Raw genomic sequence first — 21,190 nt, 5'->3', positions numbered from 1 at the left:
GTCCCTGTTTACGGTAGCGGCTGAGCAGCGACCGGTTCTGACAGTTGATAAGGTTTCAATACGCTTTTGCGTTGCTCGTCCAATACCCAGGCGAAACTCGCATACATCACCCCCAGGCAGGCCAGCGTGAACACCGCCACCGTCCAGGTCGGGACAATGCGCACCGGACGACGTCGCGCACCGTCGAAGCCTTCCCAGTGAGGCGACAGTTCACGCGGGGTGTCGCCGCGGGTCTGGAGAATCAGCCGATACAGGGCGTCGCGCAGTCTTTCGAGTTCGAGCATCCCGCGGGTCTGAATCCGGTATTTACCCTCGAAACCCAGGGACAGGCACAGGTACAGCAACTCAAGCATCGGCAGGTGCTTGATGGGGCTCTTTGACAAGCGCTCGAGCAATTGAAAGACTTTCTCGCCGCCGAAGGTTTCATTGTGGAAGGTGCTGAGCAGGCTTATCTGTGACCAACCACCTCCGTGGCCCCACGGCGTGGTGACAATCGCCTCATCGATCACCGTGCACAACACGTAACGCGCGGCGATCAGCTGACTGTTTTCAACACCGCCCTGCAAGGCACAGGCTTCGAACTGCTCCAGGCCCCGCTTCAGCTCACCTTTAAGGGCGTGCAGGTCCTCGCGTTCGCGACCGTGCTTGAGCTGCACCATGTGCGACAGCAATCCGGACGCCGCCGCCACCAGCGGATTGAGGCTGACCGTGAATATCTGTGGCTGCGGCAGGTGCGCGGCGTAGATCATTCGCTCTTGCAACTGTTCGAAACGCGGTGGCGCGGCAGCGTCGGTCAAGGGCCCTGAAACAGGGCGTTGTCCATGGTGGTCGAGCAGGACCGTTTTTTCGTCCTGAGGACTTTCCTTATCCATTTGGTTCAGTTCCTGATGGCCCAGAAATTCAGTTCAAGCTCGGCGAAATCACCGCTGACATGGAACGCAAAACCTGCGGAGCGCTTCAGTTGCGCCAGGTCTTCGGCGTTGGGCTCGAGAATGAAATAGGTTTTGTTGGCATGGAATGCAATCTGCCGAGGGGCCACGGGCAAAGGCCTGATCTTGATGCCGGGCAGATGCAGGTTGACCAACTGGCGAATGCGTTCCACCGAACCGACCTTGAGGTGTGCAGGCAATCGATGGCGCAGTTCTTCGCCGTCACAGTGGGCACTTGCCGCCAGTACGAATGAAGCGGTGTCCAGCAGTGACAGATCCTGCACCGGCGAGACAATGATTCCGTATTGGCGCCGCTGCAGTTGCAGCTCGATAGCGTGTTGCTCGAGCACCATCGATAGAACCTGGCGGATCGCTTGCATCAGGGTTCGAAAACACGCGCCTTGGTCACTGTGCCGGTAGCGGTTGTTGAGCGGCGGGCGCTTGCTGTCACTGGAGAACGTTGCCAAGTCACCCAGCAAGGCCAGCAGCGCTCGGTACAGTGTTTCGGGGTGTACCTGCTCCAGGTCCAGGTAATGACGCAGCAACAGTTCGCTGCGGTTGATCAGTTGCAGCATCATGAAATCGCCGACTTGCGCACCACCGGCCTTGCCATTGAAGCGGACTCGCTCGGCCAGGCTATCGCCCCGATGGGCAAGCATGCCGATGATCTCCTTGAGGCACGCCAGCAAATAATGGGAGGAGCGGGCCTGGATGAAGGTCGGCACAAAGTTCGGATCCAGCCTGATGACGCCATCGGCCGTGGTATCGAGCACCTCGCAGAGTTTGAGCTTCACAAACGCATGGTCACTCTGCTGTTCGCCCAACAGCAGGCGCAGGTCCGGGCGGCCGCAACTGATCTGGCTTGCACCGGCATCCCCGGCGTTGGAGTCGGTCACTTGCGCGTCGTAGAGGGTGTAGCGTGCCAATACATCAGACTGTTCCGGACGACGGGACTCGATGTGATTGCCGGTCACCAATGGCAGCGCGAGGTAGATCGGTGTGTTGCGGGTATTGGATGGTACTTCCAAGGCCAGCGGCTCGGCGTTGCCGCCCAACTCGAACAGACTGCCGTCCGGCAGGACCCCACTGGCCTGGCTGACCACCAGTTGCCCCATGTTGAGGAATTGCAGATCGATCTCCAGCGCCAGGAATCCCCAGGCGTAGCTGGCCAGCAACCGAGTGCGAACCTTCAACTGGTGGTCGAAGTAGCGATCGTTGTGTTGCAGATGTTGTGGGCGCAACAGCATGCCTTCCTGCCAGATGACCTTATCGTGATTCATCGGTCATCCACCTTGGCCAGCCGCTCAAGCGTGTTGGCGATCCCATTTTCGTCGAGTGTCAGGTTCGCTTCAGTCAACTGCGTCGTCGCCACCGGCAGTGTGTAGCGCCAGCGAGCGTGTGGCAGGTCACGGTACGCCACGAGTACGCCCACGTAACGGCCATTCCCGCTGATAGCGAGCCTGAGCTCGACGGTTTCGCCTGGGCGCAGTTCCAGCTCCTCGCTGGAAACCAGATCAGGGGCCAGTGTTTCCCTCGCGCGCTCATAGAGGCTGAAGAAATCTGCGTTTTCATAAGCCACGGGGTGCTTGAGTTCGAACAACCGCACCACCACGGGCGATGGTCGTCCATTGAGGTCGGGGTTGAGTCGATCACTGGCCGTCAGGGTGAGGTTGAGCTTGGTCATCGTCGAAAAGGGCGACAACGCGGAGCAACCGGCCAGCAGCAGGGTCGTGGCGAACGCCGGCAAAATCTTGGATAAGTGCATCGTGCAGTGCGGCATGGACATCATCCGTGGTGGTCGATTTGCAGGCCGGCAATCAAGCGAACCCGTTCTTCATAGGTCTGGGCCTGACGCCATTCGCTGTTCAATTCCGAGCGAGTACGCAGGCTCTGTTGCAAACCCTGGATGCTTTGCTTGAGCAGCAGCGCGGCGTTGATCGCCAGGGCCTCACGGGCCTCGCCATCCAGGCTTTCGAGATCCATGCCCAGGGCGGTACCGAAGCGCTGCCAAAAGCCTTCGTGAGGGTGATCGATAACGTCGGCGGGCGGGCCCGGTTCAAGGGGGGCTTCGACCAGCTCCGGCCAGGGCAGGTTTTCCATGTCGATACGCGCATAATCCGGTCGCCCAAGGGCATCCGGCGGCACGACAGCGGGATTTATCAGTTCATCGACGTCCAAAACGGCCCGCTCCTGCTGATCCAGCGCCTTCAGCGGGTCGAGTTCCAGAAAGGCGTCATCCGGAATGAGGCTGTCGACCGGCATCGAACGGCTCGCTTCGGCAAGCTGGCCCGCCGGCCTGGAGACCAGCCGTGCGAGGACCTCGAAATCGCCCATGATGTAGGCATCTCCGTCCTGTATCCGTACCGGTTCGCCCTTGGGCAGACGCGCGCCGCTTTGGCGATGAGTCGTACCGTTGCCACTGGTGTCGGTCAGGAAAAACACACCGTCACGGAAACTGACCTGCGCATGACGCTTGGACAGCAGGCGCTCGCGGTCATGGATGACCCAGTGGCAGCCCTCGCCCCGCCCAATCACGCCGCCGGCCGGCCCAAAGGTCTTTTGGCACAGCCGTGACGGGACGAACTGGTTGGCGTTCAGCATTTCGAAAACAAGTTCCATCTATCAAAGGCTCCTTGGGATCACTTGCCGCGATTAACCGCCTGTGGATCACCCAAAGGGCGATAACCACTGTCGTTGAATGTGTAATTGGCGTTGCAACCGCCCAGGGTGAGTGACACGAGAACCATCAACAGGACTGCTCGCCAGGAAAAGACAGGCATCGAAAAGTCTCCAGGAATGAAAGGATCGGGCTGGAACGGCTGCGAATAGGGCGAGGACAGGGTCAATCATTGAAATCACTGCGCTGGACGTTCAGGCGCGCAAGGCGATAGATCAATGTGCGCAGCGGCAGGCCGAGTTCGCGGGCGGCGCGGGTCTTGTTACCCGAATGCTCGCGCAGGCAATCGATCAACAAACCTCGTTCGATCTGTTCCATTCGCTCACGCAGATTGATGCGGCCGCGCTCGGAGGGGGGCTCGATGTGCAGCGCAAAATGCTCGATGAGCAGTTCGCCGCTCTCGCACAGGAGCACTGCCCTTTCCACGACACTCTTGAGTTCACGGACGTTGCCCGGGAAACCGTAGGCAGCCAGGTGATCGAGCGCTGCCTCTGACCAACGCACAGGATCACGCTGCAGGAGCGCGCAAGCCTTCTCGGCAAAATGCCGCGCCAGTTCAATGATGTCGCCATCGCGCTGACACAACGCCGGTAACTGGATCGGAAATTGTGCCAGGCGGTAATACAGGTCTTCGCGGAACTTGCCCTCCTCCATCAACTGCTTAAGGTCGCGGTGAGTGGCGGCAACGATGCGCACGTCGACGTGATGAGTGTCGTTGGACCCCAACGGACGAATTTCGCCTTCCTGCAACACGCGTAGCAACTTGGCTTGCAGGGACAGCGGCATGTCGCCAATTTCATCGAGCAACAGCGTGCCACCGTTGGCCGCGTCGAACAGCCCGGCACGGTCCCGATCGGCACCGGTGAACGCACCCTTGCGATAGCCGAACAGCTCGCTCTCCAGCAGATTCTCGGGAACCGCCGCACAGTTCTGCACGATAAACGCCTTGGATCGACGCGGGCCGTGGTCATGGAGGGCCCGGGCCACCACCTCCTTGCCGGTGCCGGTCTCACCCCGCAGCAAGACGGTATAGGGACTGTGCAGCACTTTACTGATCAATGAGCACGTCTTGCGCATCGCCACGCTCTTGCCGATCAGGCCATAGCTGATGCCACTCGGCAGGCTTGAGGTAACGGATACGGGCTCGTCGACAGGGCGCTGCAGGCGCTGCAGCAGATGCATCTGGCCAAGGGCAAAAGCCCCGAGCTGTCCTAGGGATTCAGCAACCCCATGCAGGTCGAGATGCTGATCGCTGGCACACAGCAATAGGCCCCCGACACGACCCTGCGGGTCGACCAGGGGTACACACAGCAGTGACTGCCAGGGTGTGGCCCGGGCTGGCAGGAAGCGGGTTTCGTGCACACTGTCGCCCAACGCGCCGAGACACACCACACGGTTCTGGCCCAGGGAAAACTGCAGCAATTGCTCAGCGCGATAATCGGAAGGCAGGCTTTGCGGGTCACGAAACTGCAACTGGCCTTCCAGGCATTCGGTGTTCATTTCCAGGCGGGTACCGGTGGCATCGAGCACGTACAACTGCACCAGCTCACAGCCGCTGAGCCGCGCCACGCCCTGAAGGAAATCCCCCACCAACACCGCACCGTCCGCCAAACGCGAGAGGCTGAAGAACTGCGCCAAGAGTGCTTCGGCATAGTCCAGCGGCTGCGAGAGCGTCTTGAACATGGCGCCCACCTCAGGAGAACTCGCACGCGACGCGGGCTTCACCCTCGAGCACCGCGTGTACATGCCGTAGCGGTTCGCCACCGGCCATGGCCGCGAGCAAGCGGTCGGCCACCAGCGGCATCAGGTGCTGGTCGAGCAGTTGGTCAATCAGCCGCGCACCACGGTCATTGCGACTGCAGCGCTCGACCAGATGGCTCACCAGATGCCCGCAATAACTGAAGCCCAACTGCCGACGACGCAACCGCTCGCCCAGGCGGTCGAGTTTGATTTCCACCAGCTCACGCAACACCGGCCCGCTGACCGGGTAATACGGGACCACGCACATACGGGCCAGCAGCGCTGGCTTGAAATGCTCGCTGAGGATCGGGCGAATGGATTCTTCAAGGCGCTCGGCACTCGGTTGTGCGCCGTTTTCGCACAGTGCGTCGATACGTTCACTGCCCAGGTTCGACGTCATCAGAATCAGGGTGTTGCGAAAATCAATCTCCCGCCCTTCCCCATCGTTGGCCAGGCCCTTGTCGAAGATCTGGTAGAACAGGTTCAACACATCGGGATCGGCTTTTTCGACCTCATCGAGCAACACCACGCTATAGGGCTTTTGCCGCACGGCTTCGGTGAGCATGCCACCTTCGCCAAAACCGACGTAGCCCGGCGGCGCGCCGATCAGCCGGGAAACGGTATGTTTCTCCTGAAACTCGGCCATGTTGATCGTGGTGATGAAACGCTCACCGCCATAGAGCAGGTCGGCGAGGGCATGTGCCGTTTCGGTCTTGCCAACGCCACTGGGGCCTACCAACAGAAATACGCCCACCGGGGCATCGGGTTTGTTCAAGCCCGCGGCGGCGGCGCGCATCGCACGATCAAGGGCCTGCACAGCCGGTTCCTGACCACGAATGCGCGCACGCAGGTCCGTGGCGAAACTGGCGACTTTCAGATTGTGCTCGCGTGCCAATTGCGCCAGCGGTACCCCGGTCCACGCGTTGATCACCTCGGCTATCAGTCGCGGGCAAACTTCGAAGCTGACCAGACGCTCCTGGGTTTGCGCAGCCACCAGCGAGCCGTATGTTTGCTCCACCGCTGCTTCCAGGGCTTCAATACTGAGGTCTTGATCCACTGCGCTTTCCCGTGCCCTGGCCAATTGCTGACGCAGCGACAGCAAACGCTCCGCGAGGATACGTTGCTCGGTCCATTGGATTTCCAGCGTTTGGCACTCGTCTTCGATGGCCGCCAGACCTGCCTCCAACGTTTCCAGCGCCTGAAGGTCAATGGATAGGCCCGCCTCGGCATCACGCCGCAGCGCCCGGCGTTGGCACTCGCCTTCGGCCAGCTCGCCGCGCAATCGCTCCAGGCTTTGCGGGGCAGCGGCCAGGCTGATACGCACGCGAGCGCAGGCGGTGTCGAGCACGTCCACGGCCTTGTCCGGCAACTGACGACCGGCCAGGTAGCAGGCCGATAATTGCGCCGCCGCGACCACCGCATCATCACGCAGGTAGATGCCGTGGCTGTTCTCGTAGATTCGGGCCAGGCCACGCAGGATGGTCACCGCCTCGCTGACGGTCGGCTCGTGCAATTGCACCGGTTGGAAACGACGGGCCAGGGCCGGGTCTTTTTCAAAGTATTTTTTATACTCGGTCCAGGTGGTGGCCGCGATCGTACGCAGCTCGCCCCGGGCCAAGGCTGGCTTGAGCAGGTTCGCCGCATCGGCACCCCCGGCGTTGTTACCCCCGCCGATCAAGGTATGGGCCTCGTCGATGAACAGGATGATGGATTTGGACGAAGCCTTGACCTCGTCGACCACCCCCTTGAGACGACGCTCGAATTCCCCTTTGATGCTGGCACCGGCCTGCAGCAGTCCCATATCCAGCGAAAGCAGTTCAACGCCCTCAAGCGCCGGGGGTACGTTCCCGGCGACGATGCGCAACGCCAACCCCTCGACGATGGCGGTCTTGCCCACCCCTGCTTCACCGACCACGATTGGATTGTTTTTGCGGCGACGAACGAGAATATCGATCATCTGCCTGATTTCGTCATCGCGACACAGCACCGGGTCGAGTTGGCCTTCGCGGGCCTGTCGGGTCAGGTCATGGGTAAAGCGCGCCAGCAGGGAGTCGTCCGGCGTGGTGGGCTGGTCGGCAACCGGTTGAGCCTGTTGCGACAAGGCGAACGCTTTCAGCCGATCGACATTCAGTCGGGTCAGCAGCGCCAGGTAAGCACTCCCGGCGTAGCGGAGCGGATTGCGCAGCAACGCCAGGATCAACGCGGCTTGTCCGACCTGGCCGCGGCCGAGCTCGAGATTGGCCACCAGCAGCGCATCCTGCAACCACTGCACCAGTTCCGGGGCAAATACCGGGTTGCGCGAAGCACTGTGCCCCATCCGCGGTTGCAGGGCCGCGCCCAGTTCGCCGGCACTGACCTGGGCATCCTGCAAGGCACGCGCGAGCAGCCCCTGCGGACGCTCCAACAAGCCCAGCATCAAGTCCTCCACCAGGACCTTGTCTGCGCCACGGGCCACGCATTGCTCGGCCGCGCGCTCCAGATCACGCCTGGTTTCGGCGTCCAACGCCTGGATCAATTGTTGAAGGTCTACGTTGATCATGTCATCCATTCCTAATGAATTTTGCTGCCAAGGGTCACCATCCCATCGGCGCGCTCGTGTCCCAGCCAACTGGTCCATCCCAGGCGGCAGGTGTTCTGTTCACCGATGCACAGCTGACGAATCTCCTGCTGGCGCAGGACCAGGCGAATGTCATATTCAAGGGGATCACGCAGGGTGAATCGCACCAGCGAGCACAACGGCTGGTAACCGCTTCCGATGGGCAAGAATTCGTGGAAACGCTGCCAGTCCAGCTCGCAGACATGGATCCGGAACTTGCCGCTGCGGTCTCGCACCCGCTCACCGAGCACCAGGTCCTGGCTGAGCAGGCTATTGGCGCCTCCCAGGCGATTGCGCTGTTCCTCAAGGATGTCCACATGCCGCTCGATGCACTGTTCGAGGTTCAGTTCGGCGTGCTTGAAGTAATAACGCAGTACGGCTTCGATCAGCGCCGCCGAATGGGCACGCAGGCTCAGCAAGCCCAGGTATGGCAGCAGACGTTTCCAGTTCAGTTGGCTGGCCTTGCGAATCTCTTCGCCCCCCAAACCGATCAACGCGTACAACTGTTCGGAAAACGGATCTCGGGCACCGCTCTGAAAACTTGCGCAGTAACGGTACTTGCGCCAGATCGGCAACATCAGCCGTTGGAGACGATGGTGAAAGACGTCGAGGAAGTCCCGTGTCGGGTTGTCCTTTTCATCCCCCAGGGCCTGCTCACCATAGAACGCCGGCAGCGGCGACCCCGCCCCCACCAGTCCGATCAGGTTCAAGCACAGACGCGCCCGCACCTGGCCGTGTTCTTCGAAAAACTCCACGCGATCAATGTCGCTGGCCGGGAACCCCAGGCTTGGATTGGCCTGGAATTCCAACTGGTCGTACAGCGCGTCATCATCCAGGCCAGGGTGAGCCTCGCGTAGCCGATCAATGACCAGCAACACAGCCTGGAATAACGAGTACTCGCGTATTCCTCGTGTCAGCACGCTCAGAGAAGCGGCTGTTGGCCCATGCGGGGTGTCCATTGGTACACCTCTCCCTGTGTGCTGTTCACCCGCAGCTCGTGGTACGAATTGAGGCTGGCATACAACGCGAAGAACTCGTTGAGGACCGAGGCGAAGACGAACAGGTCGCCCTCGCCGATGTAACCCTGCGGGTCGACGATCAGTTCGGTGCGCAAGCCACGCACCGGCAAGCCCCGGTGCAGGCGGTCGACGTGTTGGTGCCGGATCGACTTGAGCCCCTCCAGCAAACGCTTGCTGACTTTCTCTGCCTGCTCGTCGTGGTAACGCGGAAAATCGTAACTTTCGAGAATCACCTTGAGCGCATTGACGTCTGCCAGTGACAGGTAGTTGAGCGACATGTTGCTGATCAGCTTCCAGAGGAAGTCGTGATTGAGTGGCGGCGCGAAGCTTGGCGTGACGGGGCCGATGTTGCGGAAACTCAGCCCCTCGGGGCTTTTTTCGCCGGGTTGGTCGATGTCACCCGGCTTGAGCTGGCGCGGCAAGTTCCGGTTGGTGCACATCAACTCGATGGACAGGGTTTCATGCGGGTGAGTGTGTCGGACACCAAAGCCCAGGCAAGTGTCCAGACCGCCGTGCAACAACGAAGGTCGCTGACGAACGCTGTAGTAGGGGCGGCTGTGGGGCACATCGAAGCTTGAATCGTGCTCGAAAGACTCGAACGGCACATAAGCCTGATAACCCAGGCCTCCGGGGCTCCAGCCAGTGACGCTTTCGACCGAAAACACGCCGCAGTGCGCCTGGTCGTAATCGGCCGGCAACAGCAGGTACTCATCCTGTTTGCCGTCCAGGCGGATCGGCTGGGCGTCATGCTTGAACAGATTGACGATCGGCGTGCAGTACAGCTTTATGTTATCCAGCGTCGGGCGCATCCGCTGGATACCACTTTTGCCAATATCGAAGCGCAGCTCCAGGCCACGTATCTGTTCGATGTTGCCGTGCGGCAGGGCGTTGATCACGTCCAGGCCATCGATGTCGACGAACAGGAACTTGTCCTGGAAAGCGAAATATTCTTGCAGGTAGCGATAGCCGCGAAAGGTATTCAGAGGATACGGGACCAGCGCTTCCTCTTCGGCAAACCCTACCGGCTGAACACGGTCGGCGGGGAGCCTGAATGTCATTGGACTGCCATCCGCAGCCCGCAGGGCCACACCAGTGCCGTCCAGCGGGATCAGCTCGATAACCTCGAGATTACGTAACAGGCTGAGATAGAGCATCTGGCTGATGTAACGCTCGCCGGTCAAGTGCAGGCGCAAACGGCTCAGTTGCAGCTCGCCTAAATGACCGTCGCAACACATCTCCAGATGCAGGCTCAACAGCGACCCCTCCCCTTTCACGGAGTAACTCAACCGAGTCAGATCAAGCGCCAGGACTTGCGTGGGGTAACACGTCAGGAAACGACAACGCACCTGCTGGACAGGCTTGCTTTCGACCGGCGTATCGCGCTCGACCCGCAGCGCCGGGCCGGATCGCTGCAGCGGATCGAACTGTAAAATGCCGAAGGCTGGCAATGGCCGCATGTAGTTCGGCCACAACAGCTGCATCAGCGAATGGCTCAGCTCCGGCAACTGGTCATCGAGCTTCTGGCGCAGTCGCCCGGTCAGAAATGCAAACCCCTCCAGCAGCCGTTCTACATCCGGATCCCGTCCGGCCTGTCCCAGGAAGGGAGCCAACGCCGGGTTACGCTCGGCGAAACGTCGACCCAGTTGGCGGAGCGCCGTCAGCTCGCTCTGGTAGTAATGATTGAACGACATCAGGGGCTATCCTTGACCTTGACCTGACCGCTGCCGTCCAGGCACGCGGAAAAACTGACCTGCCGCTTGATCCCCTCCACATCCAGCAAGGCGTCGATGCGCAAGGACAGGCGAAGCTGATCGGCGTTACTCGGCATTGAAACGACACAGACATTGCGCAGACGTGGCTCGTAGGCCTTGATAAAGGTCTCGATCGCCATGCGGGCCTGGCTCCTCGCGTCGTGCAGGCTCAAGCGCATGTCATTGAGGTCCGGCAGCCCGTAATCCACGAGCGTCTGCACGCTACCCGCCCGGGTGCTGAGCATCTTGGCCAGATGCGCAGCCACGGATGTGACGATGCAGACCTCGCGGCTCAAACCCGCGCGCTTTTTGGAATCACCGGCCAGGCGCTCGAAAAGGCTGCCGTAAGTCATGAGTGCTTACGCCTTGTCCAATTTGCCAACCAACGACAGCGTGAAATCGGCGCCCATGTACTTGAAGTGAGGCCGAACGTTGAGGCCAACGCGGTACCAGCCCGGCTCACCGTCCACGTCACTGACAATGACCTTCGCCGCACGCAATGGACGGCGGCCACGGACTTCGGCACTCGGGTTCTCCTGGTCGGCCACGTACTGGCGGATCCAGTTGTTGAGCTCACGCTCCAGGTCCGTACGCTCTTTCCAGGATCCCAATTGCTCGCGCTGCAGCACCTTCAGATAATGAGCCAGGCGATTGACGATCATCATGTACGGCAACTGGGTGCCGAGTTTGTAGTTCAGCTCGGCATGCTTGTCCTCGGCACTGTTACCGAAGAACTTCGGTTTCTGCACGGAGCTGGCGGAAAAGAACGCGGCATTGTCACTGCCTTTGCGCATGGTCAGGGAGATGAAGCCTTCCTCGGCCAATTCGTATTCGCGACGGTCGGACACCAGCACTTCGGTCGGGATCTTGGTTTCGATTTCGCCCATGCTTTCGAAGTGGTGCAACGGCAGGTCTTCGACCGCGCCACCGCTTTGGGGACCGACGATGTTCGGGCACCAGCGGAATTTGGCGAAGCTGTCGGTCAGCCTCGTACCGAACGCATACGCCGTGTTGCCCCACAGGTAGTGCTCGTGGCTGTTGGCAACGGTTTCCTTGTAGATGAACGACTTGACCGGGTTCTCTTGGGGGTCGTATGGGTTGCGCAACAGGAAGCGCGGTACGGTGAGGCCGAAATAACGGGCGTCTTCCGATTGACGGAAGCTCTGCCACTTGGCGAATTGCGGGCCTTCGAAATGGTCTTTCAGGTCCTTGAGGTCCGGCAGTCCGGTGAAGCTCTCCAAGCCAAAGAATTTCGGACCGGCCGCGGCGATGAATGGTGCATGGGACATGCAGGCGACACTGGACACGTACTGCATCAATTTCACGTCCGGCGAGCTTGGGGACATGAAGTAGTTGGCGATAACCGCACCCACCGGCTGTCCACCGAACTGGCCGTACTCTGCGGTGTAGATATGCTTGTACAGGCCCGATTGCATGACTTCCGGCGAGTCCTCGAAGTCGTCCAGCAAATCGTCCTTGGACACGTTGAGCATTTCTATCTTGATGTTTTCACGGAAGTCAGTGCGGTCCACCAGCAACTGCAAGCCGCGCCAGGCCGACTCCAACGCCTGGAATTGCGGGTGGTGGAGGATTTCGTCCATCTGGCGACTGAGCTTGGCGTCGATTTCGGCGATCATGCGATCAACCATGGCTTTCTTGACCGGTTCGCCGCTGTTTTGCGGTTTGAGCAACTCTTCGATGAACGCGGATACACCGCGCTTGGCAATGTCGTAGGCCTCATCGTCCGGGGTCAGGCGGGTCTGGGCGATGATGCGTTCCAGAATGCTGTAATCCGCGTTGTCCTGGCTCTGCTGCTGTACTGCATGGGTACTCATGTTTCGGCTTCCTTGGCTGAAAGAATCAAGCGCTCTTCGCGGTGGTATCCAGACCCAGCTCATCCAGGACGCGACGGCGGGAATCGTCATTGGCGAGTACGCCTTCGATGGCTTTACGAAACGCCGGCGCGTTGCCCAATGGGCCCTTGAGCGCCACCAACGCGTCGCGCAACGCCATCAGTTTGCTGAGTTCCGGTACTTGCTCGACCAGGCTCGCCGGGTTGAAGTCTTTCATCGAGTTCAAGCGCAGCTGTACCGCCAATTCCTCAGTACCGTCCTGTGCCTGGAGACGATTCGGTACGCTCAGGGTCAGGCTCAGCGCTTGCTTGGCCAGCACTTCGTCGAAGGTCATTTTGTCGATGCCAATCGGCTTGCGATCCTCGACCTTGCGTTCGTCCTTGCGGTGGGTGTAATCACCGAGCGCCAACAATTTCAACGGCAGTTCAATGTCCTCCCGAGCACCGCCGGTGGCGGGTTTGAAGGTGACGTTGATGCGTTCCTTAGGGGCGACCGAGCCTTCTTTGGCCATGACTTTCTCCTTACAGTTTGGGACTCTGAGACCTATTCAATGACCCGTTCCAGATCGAGGTGACACAACCTGCGATGGGTCTCTTCCTTGCACTCACGTACAGAGTGGTTCTGTGGCAACAACTCGCAGCAACTGTGCAACAGGTGCAGCACCTGCAGCTCCAGGAGGGGTTCCCAGGCGTTCAGACCTGCGTTTCGTAGCGTCTGATCGAGTACCTCCAGTTGAACCTTGGTGAGTTCGTATTTCCTGGCTGAAAAGCACAGGCGAGCCAGCGCGAACTGCCAGAGGAATCGCTCGCGTGTCCTATGGGCGCCTTGCATGGCTTGCCTGAGCAACTGAACGGCAGGTTTGAGACCGTCCTTGCGCAGGATCGCCTCGGCCTCCTCCAGCGCCAGTTCCCAAGGCGCCTGGTTGTCGGCGACATCGGCTGTGGGTGCCCCGCCGGGGCTTTGCAGGTGAGGCATGACCTGGGCAGCGATCCAACCCCGGGTGGCCGAGTCGGCGAACGGTGTACCGTCATGCCAGCGCAACTCGATAATGCCCGGCAGGCGCTGGATGAATAACGCGAAGTGGATTTCCACCTCACACATGGCCAATTCGGCGTTCAGCCCTTGCAGGCATTCCCAGGCAAGCCTCTGGCCATCGAACCAGAACGGCGCCGTCGCCAGGCTCGCCTCGATATCCACAAGCAGGTCTGCGTAATCGCCCTGTTGGAGTCGGTCCTGATAAGCCTTGAGTTTGTCCGCCGGCAGGCCACGTAACTGGGTGACCTGCTCGGCGTTGCGCTCGGGCAATACATCGATGGCCAGCCAGAGCATGGTGCGATTCAGGCGCAGGGCACGAGCGTCAGTCGCTTTTTGTTTGAGCCACCAGGTGCATAACGGCCGCGCACCTTCCTGCTGGACGCGCAGGGCCTTGTGGGCTTCTTTTTCGTTTTCGATCGGAGTGCCAGGCGTGAACAGCTGGGTGGCAACGTGCTTTACCTGGGCCACAACCGTTCCAATGGCACCCGTTTGCGGCAGGTTTTCGGTGGCCCGCTGGATCATGGTGTTGAGGCGCCGACACAGCGGCAGCAGTAGAGGCGCGTCATCACCCAAGTGGGCGGTGCAAGCAGCGTCGAGGCCTTCCAGTTGCGCCGCCAGATGACGGAATATCGGCAATTGCTCCTTGATCGCAATGTCATCGCCGAACGCTTGCTCAAGGCGAGGCATCAACCAATTGATGCTGGCGGCACGGGTTCGATTTTTGAGCGGATGAATGTCCAGCCAATGGTGCTTGCATAAGTGCTGCAAAAGACCGAGACCCGCCAGCAACCCCTGGAACGACTCACACTGATACAGCGCCCACACCAGCCAGGCCACCACCCGCAGATCCTTCGACTGGGTGCGCAACAACGCTTCACTTGCCTCAAGAACCTTCAGCCAGTCGACATGGCCACTTTCGTGCATCGACTGGGTTTTGCTCACCTCGCGCTCCAAGGCTTCGTATTCATTTGAAAAACGCACATCCGCACCCGCAAAACTTTCCTTGGACACAGGAGTTTTGGCGAGCGCCAGATAATGGACGGACAGTTTTTCGGAATACGACATTCACGCCCCTGCTGAGACAATTCGGTTTGTGGCATGGGTTGTTTGGACGACATGGTTATTGAGTGGTAAATATTCAGCTTCGCTTGTAGGAAGTTTCGCCAAACATCATCCAACCACTTCCCCTGAACTCACACCGCTTTTTTACCAGCCGAACGCCGCGAAGAATGCCAAGGTTTTCAGGATAAAAAAGTAGGAGCTTTCCTTTTTTCAAAGAAACAAATCCAAATAGATATTCGCTGAAACATCCGAAGACGAAACGGTCGTTGACAACATTTGACCCTCCAGTCCAGGCAACGAAAACCACTTCAAATTATTTCATTCGCAACCTCTTTCTCTTACAGAGAAAAGTCCTACATCCTTTTCTTTTTTTACCAGCGCCGGCGCGCGCATCCAGCAAGGCTGCTTCACTGAGAGCAGGAGTCAAAGCCACAGCCCAAGGACGTTCGCATGTTCCATACCCTTGATTTGCCCAGCTTCCATCTCACGATTACGGATCTCAAACATGATCTCCAAGTCGTGGCCTTCAAAGGTTACGAAGCCATCAGCGCACCTTATTCGTTCGACATTGAACTCGTCAGCGAACAAAGCGACATGAATCTGGAACATTTATTAAACAGGCAAGCCTTTCTAACATTCGATAAACAGGGAAGCGGTGTTCACGGCCTGATTTATCGCGTTGCACAAGGCGACACCTGCAATCGCCTGACTTACTACAAAGTAAGATTAGTGCCACGACTGGCTTACTTGGAACACCGCACCAATCAGCGAATTTTTCAACAAACCAGTGTGCCGCAAATCATCACAACGATTTTCAAGGAGCACGGCATTCTCACGGACGCTCATCATTTCCAGTTAAGTGCAAGTTACCCGACTCGTGATTACTGCGTGCAATATGGAGAGTCCGATTTGCACTTCATTGAACGCCTGTGTCACGAAGAAGGCCTGCATTACCACTTCCAGCACAGTGAGTCGGGCCATCAGTTGGTATTGGGTGATGACCAGACCGTGTTTCCTCGACTTGAACAGCGCACTGTTTATAAACACGGCAACGGGATGGTTTACGACGAACCGGTTATCCATCGGTTCGGCCTGCGGCTGGAACCCCGAACCAGCCGCGTCACGCGCCGTGATTACGACTTCAAGAAGTCGACACACCTATTGGAGAGCAGTTGCCAGCCCAGCCTCGAAGCGCTCCGGCCAGACGTGGAGGCCTATGAATATCCGGGTGACTTTACCCAGGAAAAACGCGGCAAGTTATTGAGCCAGAGGACCTTGGAGCGCCATCGCGCCGACTACGTCCAGGCTGAAGGAAAGAGCAATCAGCCGGCACTGACGACGGGACACTTCCTGGCATTGAGTGAGCACCCTCGCCAGGAATGGAATGACCTATGGCTCCTGACCCAGGTGAATCACGAGGGCAAGCAGCCGCAGGTGCTGGAGGAAATGGCCCCTTGCGACACAGGTAGACATGAAGACCACTTCAACCAGGGCTATCGCAATCGCTTTGTTGCCACGCCTTGGAACGCGATCTTCCGCTCGCAGCGGGTTTATCGAAAACCATGTATATCGGGCAGCCAGACGGCAATCGTCACGGGGCCCAAGGGTGAAGATATCCACTGCGACCCGTACGGCCGGGTCAAGGTCCGGTTTTTCTGGGATCGTGCGGGACACTTCGACGACGGCAGCAGTTGTTGGTTGCGAGTTGCTTCCAACTGGGCAGGCAACCGCTACGGCGGCGTCACGATCCCGAGGGTGGGCATGGAGGTGCTGGTGACCTTCATGGAAGGCGATCCCGACAAGCCTTTGATCAGCGGGTGCCTGACCAATAGCGCCAATGCCGCGCCCTACCCGTTGCCGGCGCACAAGACCCGCTCGGTGTTTCGTTCTTGCAGCTCGCCGGGCAGCCAAGGCTTCAACGAGTTGCATCTGGAAGATCGTGCAGGTCAGGAGCTGATCTATCTGCGGGCCCAGCGCGACATGGAACAGAAAATCGAGAACGACAGCCGCCTGGAGATTGGCAACGAACGGCGGGAAACCATCAAGGGTAACAGCATCACCGTGCTGCACGCCGAGGAACATCGGACCACGGCCGCCGACCGCTCGGTCCAGGTCAAAGGCAATGATTACCTGCGCGTCACCAACCGACACACCCGCGTCGATCAGACAATGGTCGTCGAGGCCGGGCAACACGTGCATATCAAGGCGGGTGCCCATCTGGTCCTTGAAGCAGGTGCGACCCTCAGTTTGAAAGCCGGTGGCGAGCACATCGTGATCGACCACAGCGGCGTCTACAGCAGCAGTGCAATCCAGCTCGGCGGCGCGCCCATGGCCAGTATCACCGCATCGTCGTTCACGCCAGGCTCGACGGATCCCTCGCCGGAGCTCGCCCCCACCCAACGTGCCCTGATGGCGGCCAGCAAAGCAGCGGGACTGGATTTCTGCCCTGTCTGCGAGGCTTGCCGTGAGGGTTTCTGCCCAACGGAAGCCACCGCATGACTCACCCACTCCCGCACCGCTGGTTGATCGAACAGCAACGTCTCGGGCATGCCTTGTGCGTCGTCCTGGACTCAGAAAATGAGCACTCCGTGCGCCAGACACTGCTCAAGAGCCGTCGTCCCGACCAATACCTGAGCATCTACGCCCAAACCCCGGTTGCCGAGCTGGGTGACTCCGGGCCCTTTGTGTTCAGCGTCGAGCGGCCCGGCGACGAACCTATCAATGAATTGCTCAACCGACCGGACAACCACTGGGGATGGCTTGCCAGCCTTCCCCAAGGGGGCCTGCCAAGACTGGTGGAGCACTGGCGTGAGCGGTTGATCATTGGAGAACGTCCTCATCAGGTGCTGTATCGCTTCCATGACAATCGAGTCCTGGCCCGGGCGCTCAAACATTTGCCCGTTGAAGCCTATCCGGCTTACCTCGGACCGGCGCTCAGTGTTTGCTATTGGCAGGACACGGGTTGGGCAAGCACGGGCAACCCGGCACCTGGGACATATCCGGTGCCAGATTCACCTCTTTGGTTGCAGATGCCTGCTACCCCGCAACAAGCAACGCAAGCTCGCCTGCTCAATGCCCGCCGTTTCCTGTTGGCCGAGCATGTCCAGGCCTTCGCCACACTTGCCGAACAACAGGACCCGGAAATGTGGTTGCGCGCCACGCTTGATCAGGCCGGGGCATGGCACTGGCAGACGCCTGAGCAGTTGGAGTTTTTGCTGACCCAAGGCCTGCAAGCTCCCGCCTATAGTCGGGCGTCGTACTGGCAAGTACGCCCGGCCGAAAAACCTGACGAGCATTTTGAACGGGTGCGCCTGATGACGGCGTTCTGCCAAGGAGACGCGCCGCTATGAAACTTGCCCTGCGAATTGCCGCTTTGAACGGCTGCCTGGCGATGGCGACAGGTTGTGCCGACAAACCACCGAACACGTTTATTTTCACGGCAGATTTGCCGCCTGACTTTGCCTATCGTGCGGCGGTGTACTACGTCCCCGCCCCAGGCGAAACCTGCACCGTCGAGACCCGATATAACAAAGCACCGGTGTTCAACAGGGCGTGGCGCGAGGCCTACAAACCTGACTCCGAAATCGTCATTCGCCGCACCCGCATGGGCTGCCCGTTGGTGATCAATCGCATCGAACTCCAAATCCACTCCGCCTACGGCAAGGATTGGAGCGATATCAGTCAGGACTCGGCCACGGTCTTGATTCACGATGCCCTGGAAGAACACTACAAAGGTGTTTTCAGCGAAGCGGGTGAAAGTACTTTTTACGGCCAATGCCAATGGTTGTTCCGCACCTCAGGCAAGCCTCGAATCCTCAGGAAAATCCTCGACTGCAAAAAAACCAACCCACAGGGCGAGCTCGGGCGCGGGCGTCCTTTCTCGGCGTACACCCTTGCTCAGCTCCCGGGTAAAACCGTGAGGATGAAAATCAAGCTGGCCCGCGAAGAAAGACCCTACATGGGTGATACCTGGGTAAAGGTGCCCAACGGCTGGAAGCGCTGCATGGGCGATAGTTTCGAAGACCCATACGCATTTTGTTTCGGTAATCACAAAGACTTCAGCGGTTTTCAGATGCCCGACGGACGCAAATGCACTATTTACCCCGGTTGTACGGAATAAGGAGATCACGTATGACGTCGTTTCAAAAGGAATTGGAATCAAGGCTGAGCAGCCGCAATCTGACCTGCCCTGTAGGGGGTAGATGGACCAGCTTTCAGCTCGTCGATGAATGGGGCTCTGGTGAGCCTTATGCGGGGCTGGCCTATGTCACTATCGATTCGGAAGGACAAAGATATTCGGGCAATCTGGATACCAGGGGTATCGGTAAGGTCAACAACCACTATGCCGGGCCCATTGCCCTTACCTTTGAGCAACCGTATCAAGGGGAGGAAAAACTCTATATCGAGCTTCAACGCAGAGCTCACTACCCCCTCAAGATCACTGAACTGCAAGTTCGCGCCGAGCAAACCCGCTACCTGAACCCAAACGCCACCCGCACCCGGGAAAACCCGGCACAAGCCTGCGCAGACGACTTTTTCCAGGTGGAAGTGCGGCATCTGGTCGAGCACGTCGCCCATTTGCCACCCGAGGTGTACCGCCATTACCCGCACCCGGCAGGGCCGGCACGACTGATGGGCGAACATGGCAAGCTCGGCGTGGCTGTGATGCCGCAAAAACACACGGTGCTAGAAATACGGCCGTTGCGTGCCCTGCGGCCCATGCTGTCCACCGCCTCAGCATTCTGCGCGCTCAACTTGTACCAGTTGGCCCTGATGTCGACACTGACCTATTGTGCCTTCGGCCAGAAACCCGACAAGGCTCCGATCACAACAGCGGTGAGCTTCACTCGACAGCCAAGCGTGGGTAACTGGTTCGCCGATGCACTGGCCAAGTCCGAGGAACTCGGGGAGTGCTATCCAGGGCAAAGAAAACCCTACTACCCGCTGTATGAAGACATGCCCTACTCCAGACGCCTGGAGATCGTGCCATTCGACCCTGCCCTCTACGCGGTCAACGATCCTGAATTGGGCATACATCAAGAGCATCCCGCCAACGTCCATTTTCTTGACGACACCGGCGAAGAAGACAGCACGGACACCCAGGCCTACATCACCCACAACGACGAGCTGATCCTGATAGCCGTGCGCGGCACCCAGCAACTCGCCGACTTCCTGCGCGACGCCGATGCACGCCAAGTGCCGTTTGAGGAAGGTGTCGGCCAGGTGCATCGAGGCTTCTATGGCGCCGCCAAAAAAACTGCGGCCTTCGTGACGAGTTATCTGGACCGGTTCTACGCCGGGCAGAAACTGCTGATCTGCGGTCACAGCCTGGGCGGCGCAGTAGCATTGCTGCTGGCAGAAATGCTGCGGCGCCGACCGGAAGGATACACCCTCCAGCTCTACACTTATGGTGCACCTCGCGCCGCCGATGCCACCTTCACAAAAAACGCCGAACCCCTTGTGCACTACCGAATGGTCAACCACAACGACCCGATACCCAGCGTGCCCGGCAGTTGGATGAATACCAAGGGAAACGTTTATGGAACAGGATTGGCCCTTGCATTCGCCAACGTACCGGTCGGCCTTTCCGTGTTCGTCGCGGGCATCAATCGCTGGACGGGCGAACCGTATGAACACCATGGGATCTTGCGACATTTCCTACCGGTGGAGTTCGATCGCAAGGAGCGCTCTTCGATCTTGTGGATGCCCCGTTGCGACACCATCACCCAACACGCCGCCTGCGAGGTGGCCCTCGAGCATAAACATGGCCTACCGGACCGCCCGGCCTTACTGGCCCAACTCATCCAGACCGGCAACCATTTCATGCTCCCCAGCTACATCCCCGCTTGCTGGGCGACCTTGCGGCGCTGGCAGGAAGCGCACATAACCGGAAGCCCACTGGCGACAAAACGCGAATATGAATGGATCGACAATGCGCTCGCACGCATTACCCAACAGCTGCGTGATGAAGAGCGCTCCCTGGCGAGACGGGACGCGCCCAATGGACGTAGCGAAAGCGATATCAACATTGCGCTCATTCGCGAGGTCGACAAGCTGCACAGCACACGCGCGCGCCTGGCGACGCTGCGCACTGCGTCGGTCAGCGAAAAAGACGTCTATGGGAGCTTGTCGGAACACCCCGAGCAACTGGCACAAGACCTGGCCCGCTGGCAGGCACACCCGGAAAACAGGGAGGCGGAGCAACTGGCGATGGCACCGACCCGGGATGACGACAGTGAATTGATCCGTGGTGCTCACGGGTACGCCATTGGTGAACCGTATACGCTGGATCTCGATTCAATCGTTTGACCGGCACCACCGCCAATACGACGGCCACGCCCTCGAGCGGGAGCAAGCTCCCTCGCCACGGACCGTGTACACCCTTTAATCCGGGTATGTTACGTGCTGCCGCTTCGCGAGCAAGCTCGCTCCCACAGGGGATTGGTGGTGGGTGCCCGCTCTGTGATCGCCTCGGAATAAGGCACGTCCTAGAACCATCGAAATTCACATCGCAACAAAATAACCATA

16 protein-coding genes and 1 pseudogene are annotated in these 21,190 nt (G+C 59.3%); 4 read left to right on the top strand and 13 right to left on the bottom strand.

Annotated elements, in window-relative coordinates:
- Positions 1-8 precede the first annotated feature (8 nt).
- The 13 genes and pseudogenes from icmH to tssA all read right to left on the bottom strand — a co-directional run bounded on the left by icmH (position 9) and on the right by tssA (position 14,665).
- Complete coding sequence (icmH, locus tag AO356_RS12200) at positions 9-872, bottom strand: type IVB secretion system protein IcmH/DotU (protein ID WP_060740003.1); 864 nt, start codon at positions 870-872, stop codon at positions 9-11.
- Positions 873-877: 5 nt separating this feature from the next.
- The gene (gene tssK / locus AO356_RS12195; protein WP_060740002.1) at positions 878-2,209 is read right to left on the bottom strand and encodes a type VI secretion system baseplate subunit TssK; all 1,332 of its coding nucleotides are present in this window, start codon (positions 2,207-2,209) and stop codon (positions 878-880) included.
- Complete coding sequence (gene tssJ, locus AO356_RS12190) at positions 2,206-2,709, bottom strand: type VI secretion system lipoprotein TssJ (protein WP_060740001.1); 504 nt, start codon at positions 2,707-2,709, stop codon at positions 2,206-2,208. The genes tssK and tssJ overlap by 4 nt, the downstream gene beginning before the upstream one ends.
- Before the next feature lie 59 nt (positions 2,710-2,768).
- Positions 2,769-3,548: pseudogene (tagH, locus tag AO356_RS12185) on the bottom strand (type VI secretion system-associated FHA domain protein TagH); the annotation flags it as partial.
- Between the two features lie 20 nt (positions 3,549-3,568).
- Positions 3,569-3,709: a hypothetical protein gene (locus tag AO356_RS33040; protein WP_060739999.1), complete on the bottom strand. Its 141-nt coding sequence runs from the start codon at positions 3,707-3,709 to the stop codon at positions 3,569-3,571.
- 62 nt (positions 3,710-3,771) lie between these two features.
- Positions 3,772-5,289 carry a sigma-54 interaction domain-containing protein gene (locus tag AO356_RS12175; RefSeq protein ID WP_060739998.1) on the bottom strand — a complete coding sequence of 506 codons (1,518 nt, stop codon included), beginning with the start codon at positions 5,287-5,289 and terminating at the stop codon, positions 3,772-3,774.
- A 10-nt stretch (positions 5,290-5,299) separates the two neighbouring features.
- The gene (gene tssH / locus AO356_RS12170) at positions 5,300-7,885 is read right to left on the bottom strand and encodes a type VI secretion system ATPase TssH (protein WP_060739997.1); all 2,586 of its coding nucleotides are present in this window, start codon (positions 7,883-7,885) and stop codon (positions 5,300-5,302) included.
- Positions 7,886-7,896: 11 nt separating this feature from the next.
- Positions 7,897-8,901 carry a type VI secretion system baseplate subunit TssG gene (tssG, locus tag AO356_RS12165; protein ID WP_060739996.1) on the bottom strand — a complete coding sequence of 335 codons (1,005 nt, stop codon included), beginning with the start codon at positions 8,899-8,901 and terminating at the stop codon, positions 7,897-7,899.
- Positions 8,865-10,652, bottom strand: coding sequence for a type VI secretion system baseplate subunit TssF (gene tssF, locus AO356_RS12160; protein WP_060739995.1), 1,788 nt, complete (start codon positions 10,650-10,652; stop codon positions 8,865-8,867). The genes tssG and tssF overlap by 37 nt, the downstream gene beginning before the upstream one ends.
- Entirely contained in the window at positions 10,652-11,065 is a 414-nt protein-coding gene (gene tssE, locus AO356_RS12155; RefSeq protein WP_060739994.1) for a type VI secretion system baseplate subunit TssE, read from the bottom strand. The genes tssF and tssE overlap by 1 nt, the downstream gene beginning before the upstream one ends.
- A 6-nt stretch (positions 11,066-11,071) precedes the next feature.
- The gene (tssC, locus tag AO356_RS12150; protein ID WP_060739993.1) at positions 11,072-12,547 is read right to left on the bottom strand and encodes a type VI secretion system contractile sheath large subunit; all 1,476 of its coding nucleotides are present in this window, start codon (positions 12,545-12,547) and stop codon (positions 11,072-11,074) included.
- Positions 12,548-12,572: 25 nt separating this feature from the next.
- On the bottom strand, positions 12,573-13,076 hold the full coding sequence (gene tssB, locus AO356_RS12145) for a type VI secretion system contractile sheath small subunit (RefSeq protein ID WP_060739992.1): 504 nt from the start codon (positions 13,074-13,076) through the stop codon (positions 12,573-12,575).
- A gap of 32 nt (positions 13,077-13,108) precedes the next feature.
- The gene (gene tssA, locus AO356_RS12140) at positions 13,109-14,665 is read right to left on the bottom strand and encodes a type VI secretion system protein TssA (RefSeq protein ID WP_060739991.1); all 1,557 of its coding nucleotides are present in this window, start codon (positions 14,663-14,665) and stop codon (positions 13,109-13,111) included.
- 447 nt (positions 14,666-15,112) lie between these two features.
- Between tssA and AO356_RS12135 the strand changes: the two genes are divergently transcribed.
- The 4 genes from AO356_RS12135 to AO356_RS12120 are packed head-to-tail and all read left to right on the top strand — an operon-like array spanning position 15,113 to position 20,971.
- The gene (locus tag AO356_RS12135; protein ID WP_060739990.1) at positions 15,113-17,161 is read left to right on the top strand and encodes a type VI secretion system tip protein VgrG; all 2,049 of its coding nucleotides are present in this window, start codon (positions 15,113-15,115) and stop codon (positions 17,159-17,161) included.
- On the top strand, positions 17,158-18,012 hold the full coding sequence (locus tag AO356_RS12130; protein ID WP_060739989.1) for a DUF4123 domain-containing protein: 855 nt from the start codon (positions 17,158-17,160) through the stop codon (positions 18,010-18,012). Before AO356_RS12135 ends, AO356_RS12130 begins: the two co-directional genes overlap by 4 nt.
- A complete protein-coding gene (locus tag AO356_RS12125; RefSeq protein WP_060739988.1) occupies positions 18,009-18,782 on the top strand; it encodes a hypothetical protein in 774 nt (257 codons plus the stop codon). Before AO356_RS12130 ends, AO356_RS12125 begins: the two co-directional genes overlap by 4 nt.
- Positions 18,783-18,793: 11 nt before the next feature.
- On the top strand, positions 18,794-20,971 hold the full coding sequence (locus AO356_RS12120; protein ID WP_060739987.1) for a lipase family protein: 2,178 nt from the start codon (positions 18,794-18,796) through the stop codon (positions 20,969-20,971).
- Positions 20,972-21,190: the final 219 nt, after the last annotated feature.

The sequence above is a fragment of the Pseudomonas fluorescens genome, assembly GCF_001307275.1.
Classification (GTDB): domain Bacteria; phylum Pseudomonadota; class Gammaproteobacteria; order Pseudomonadales; family Pseudomonadaceae; genus Aquipseudomonas; species Aquipseudomonas fluorescens_AA.
The sequence above is the reverse complement of the archived record's forward strand: the minus strand, read 5'-3'. Positions and strand labels throughout refer to the sequence as shown.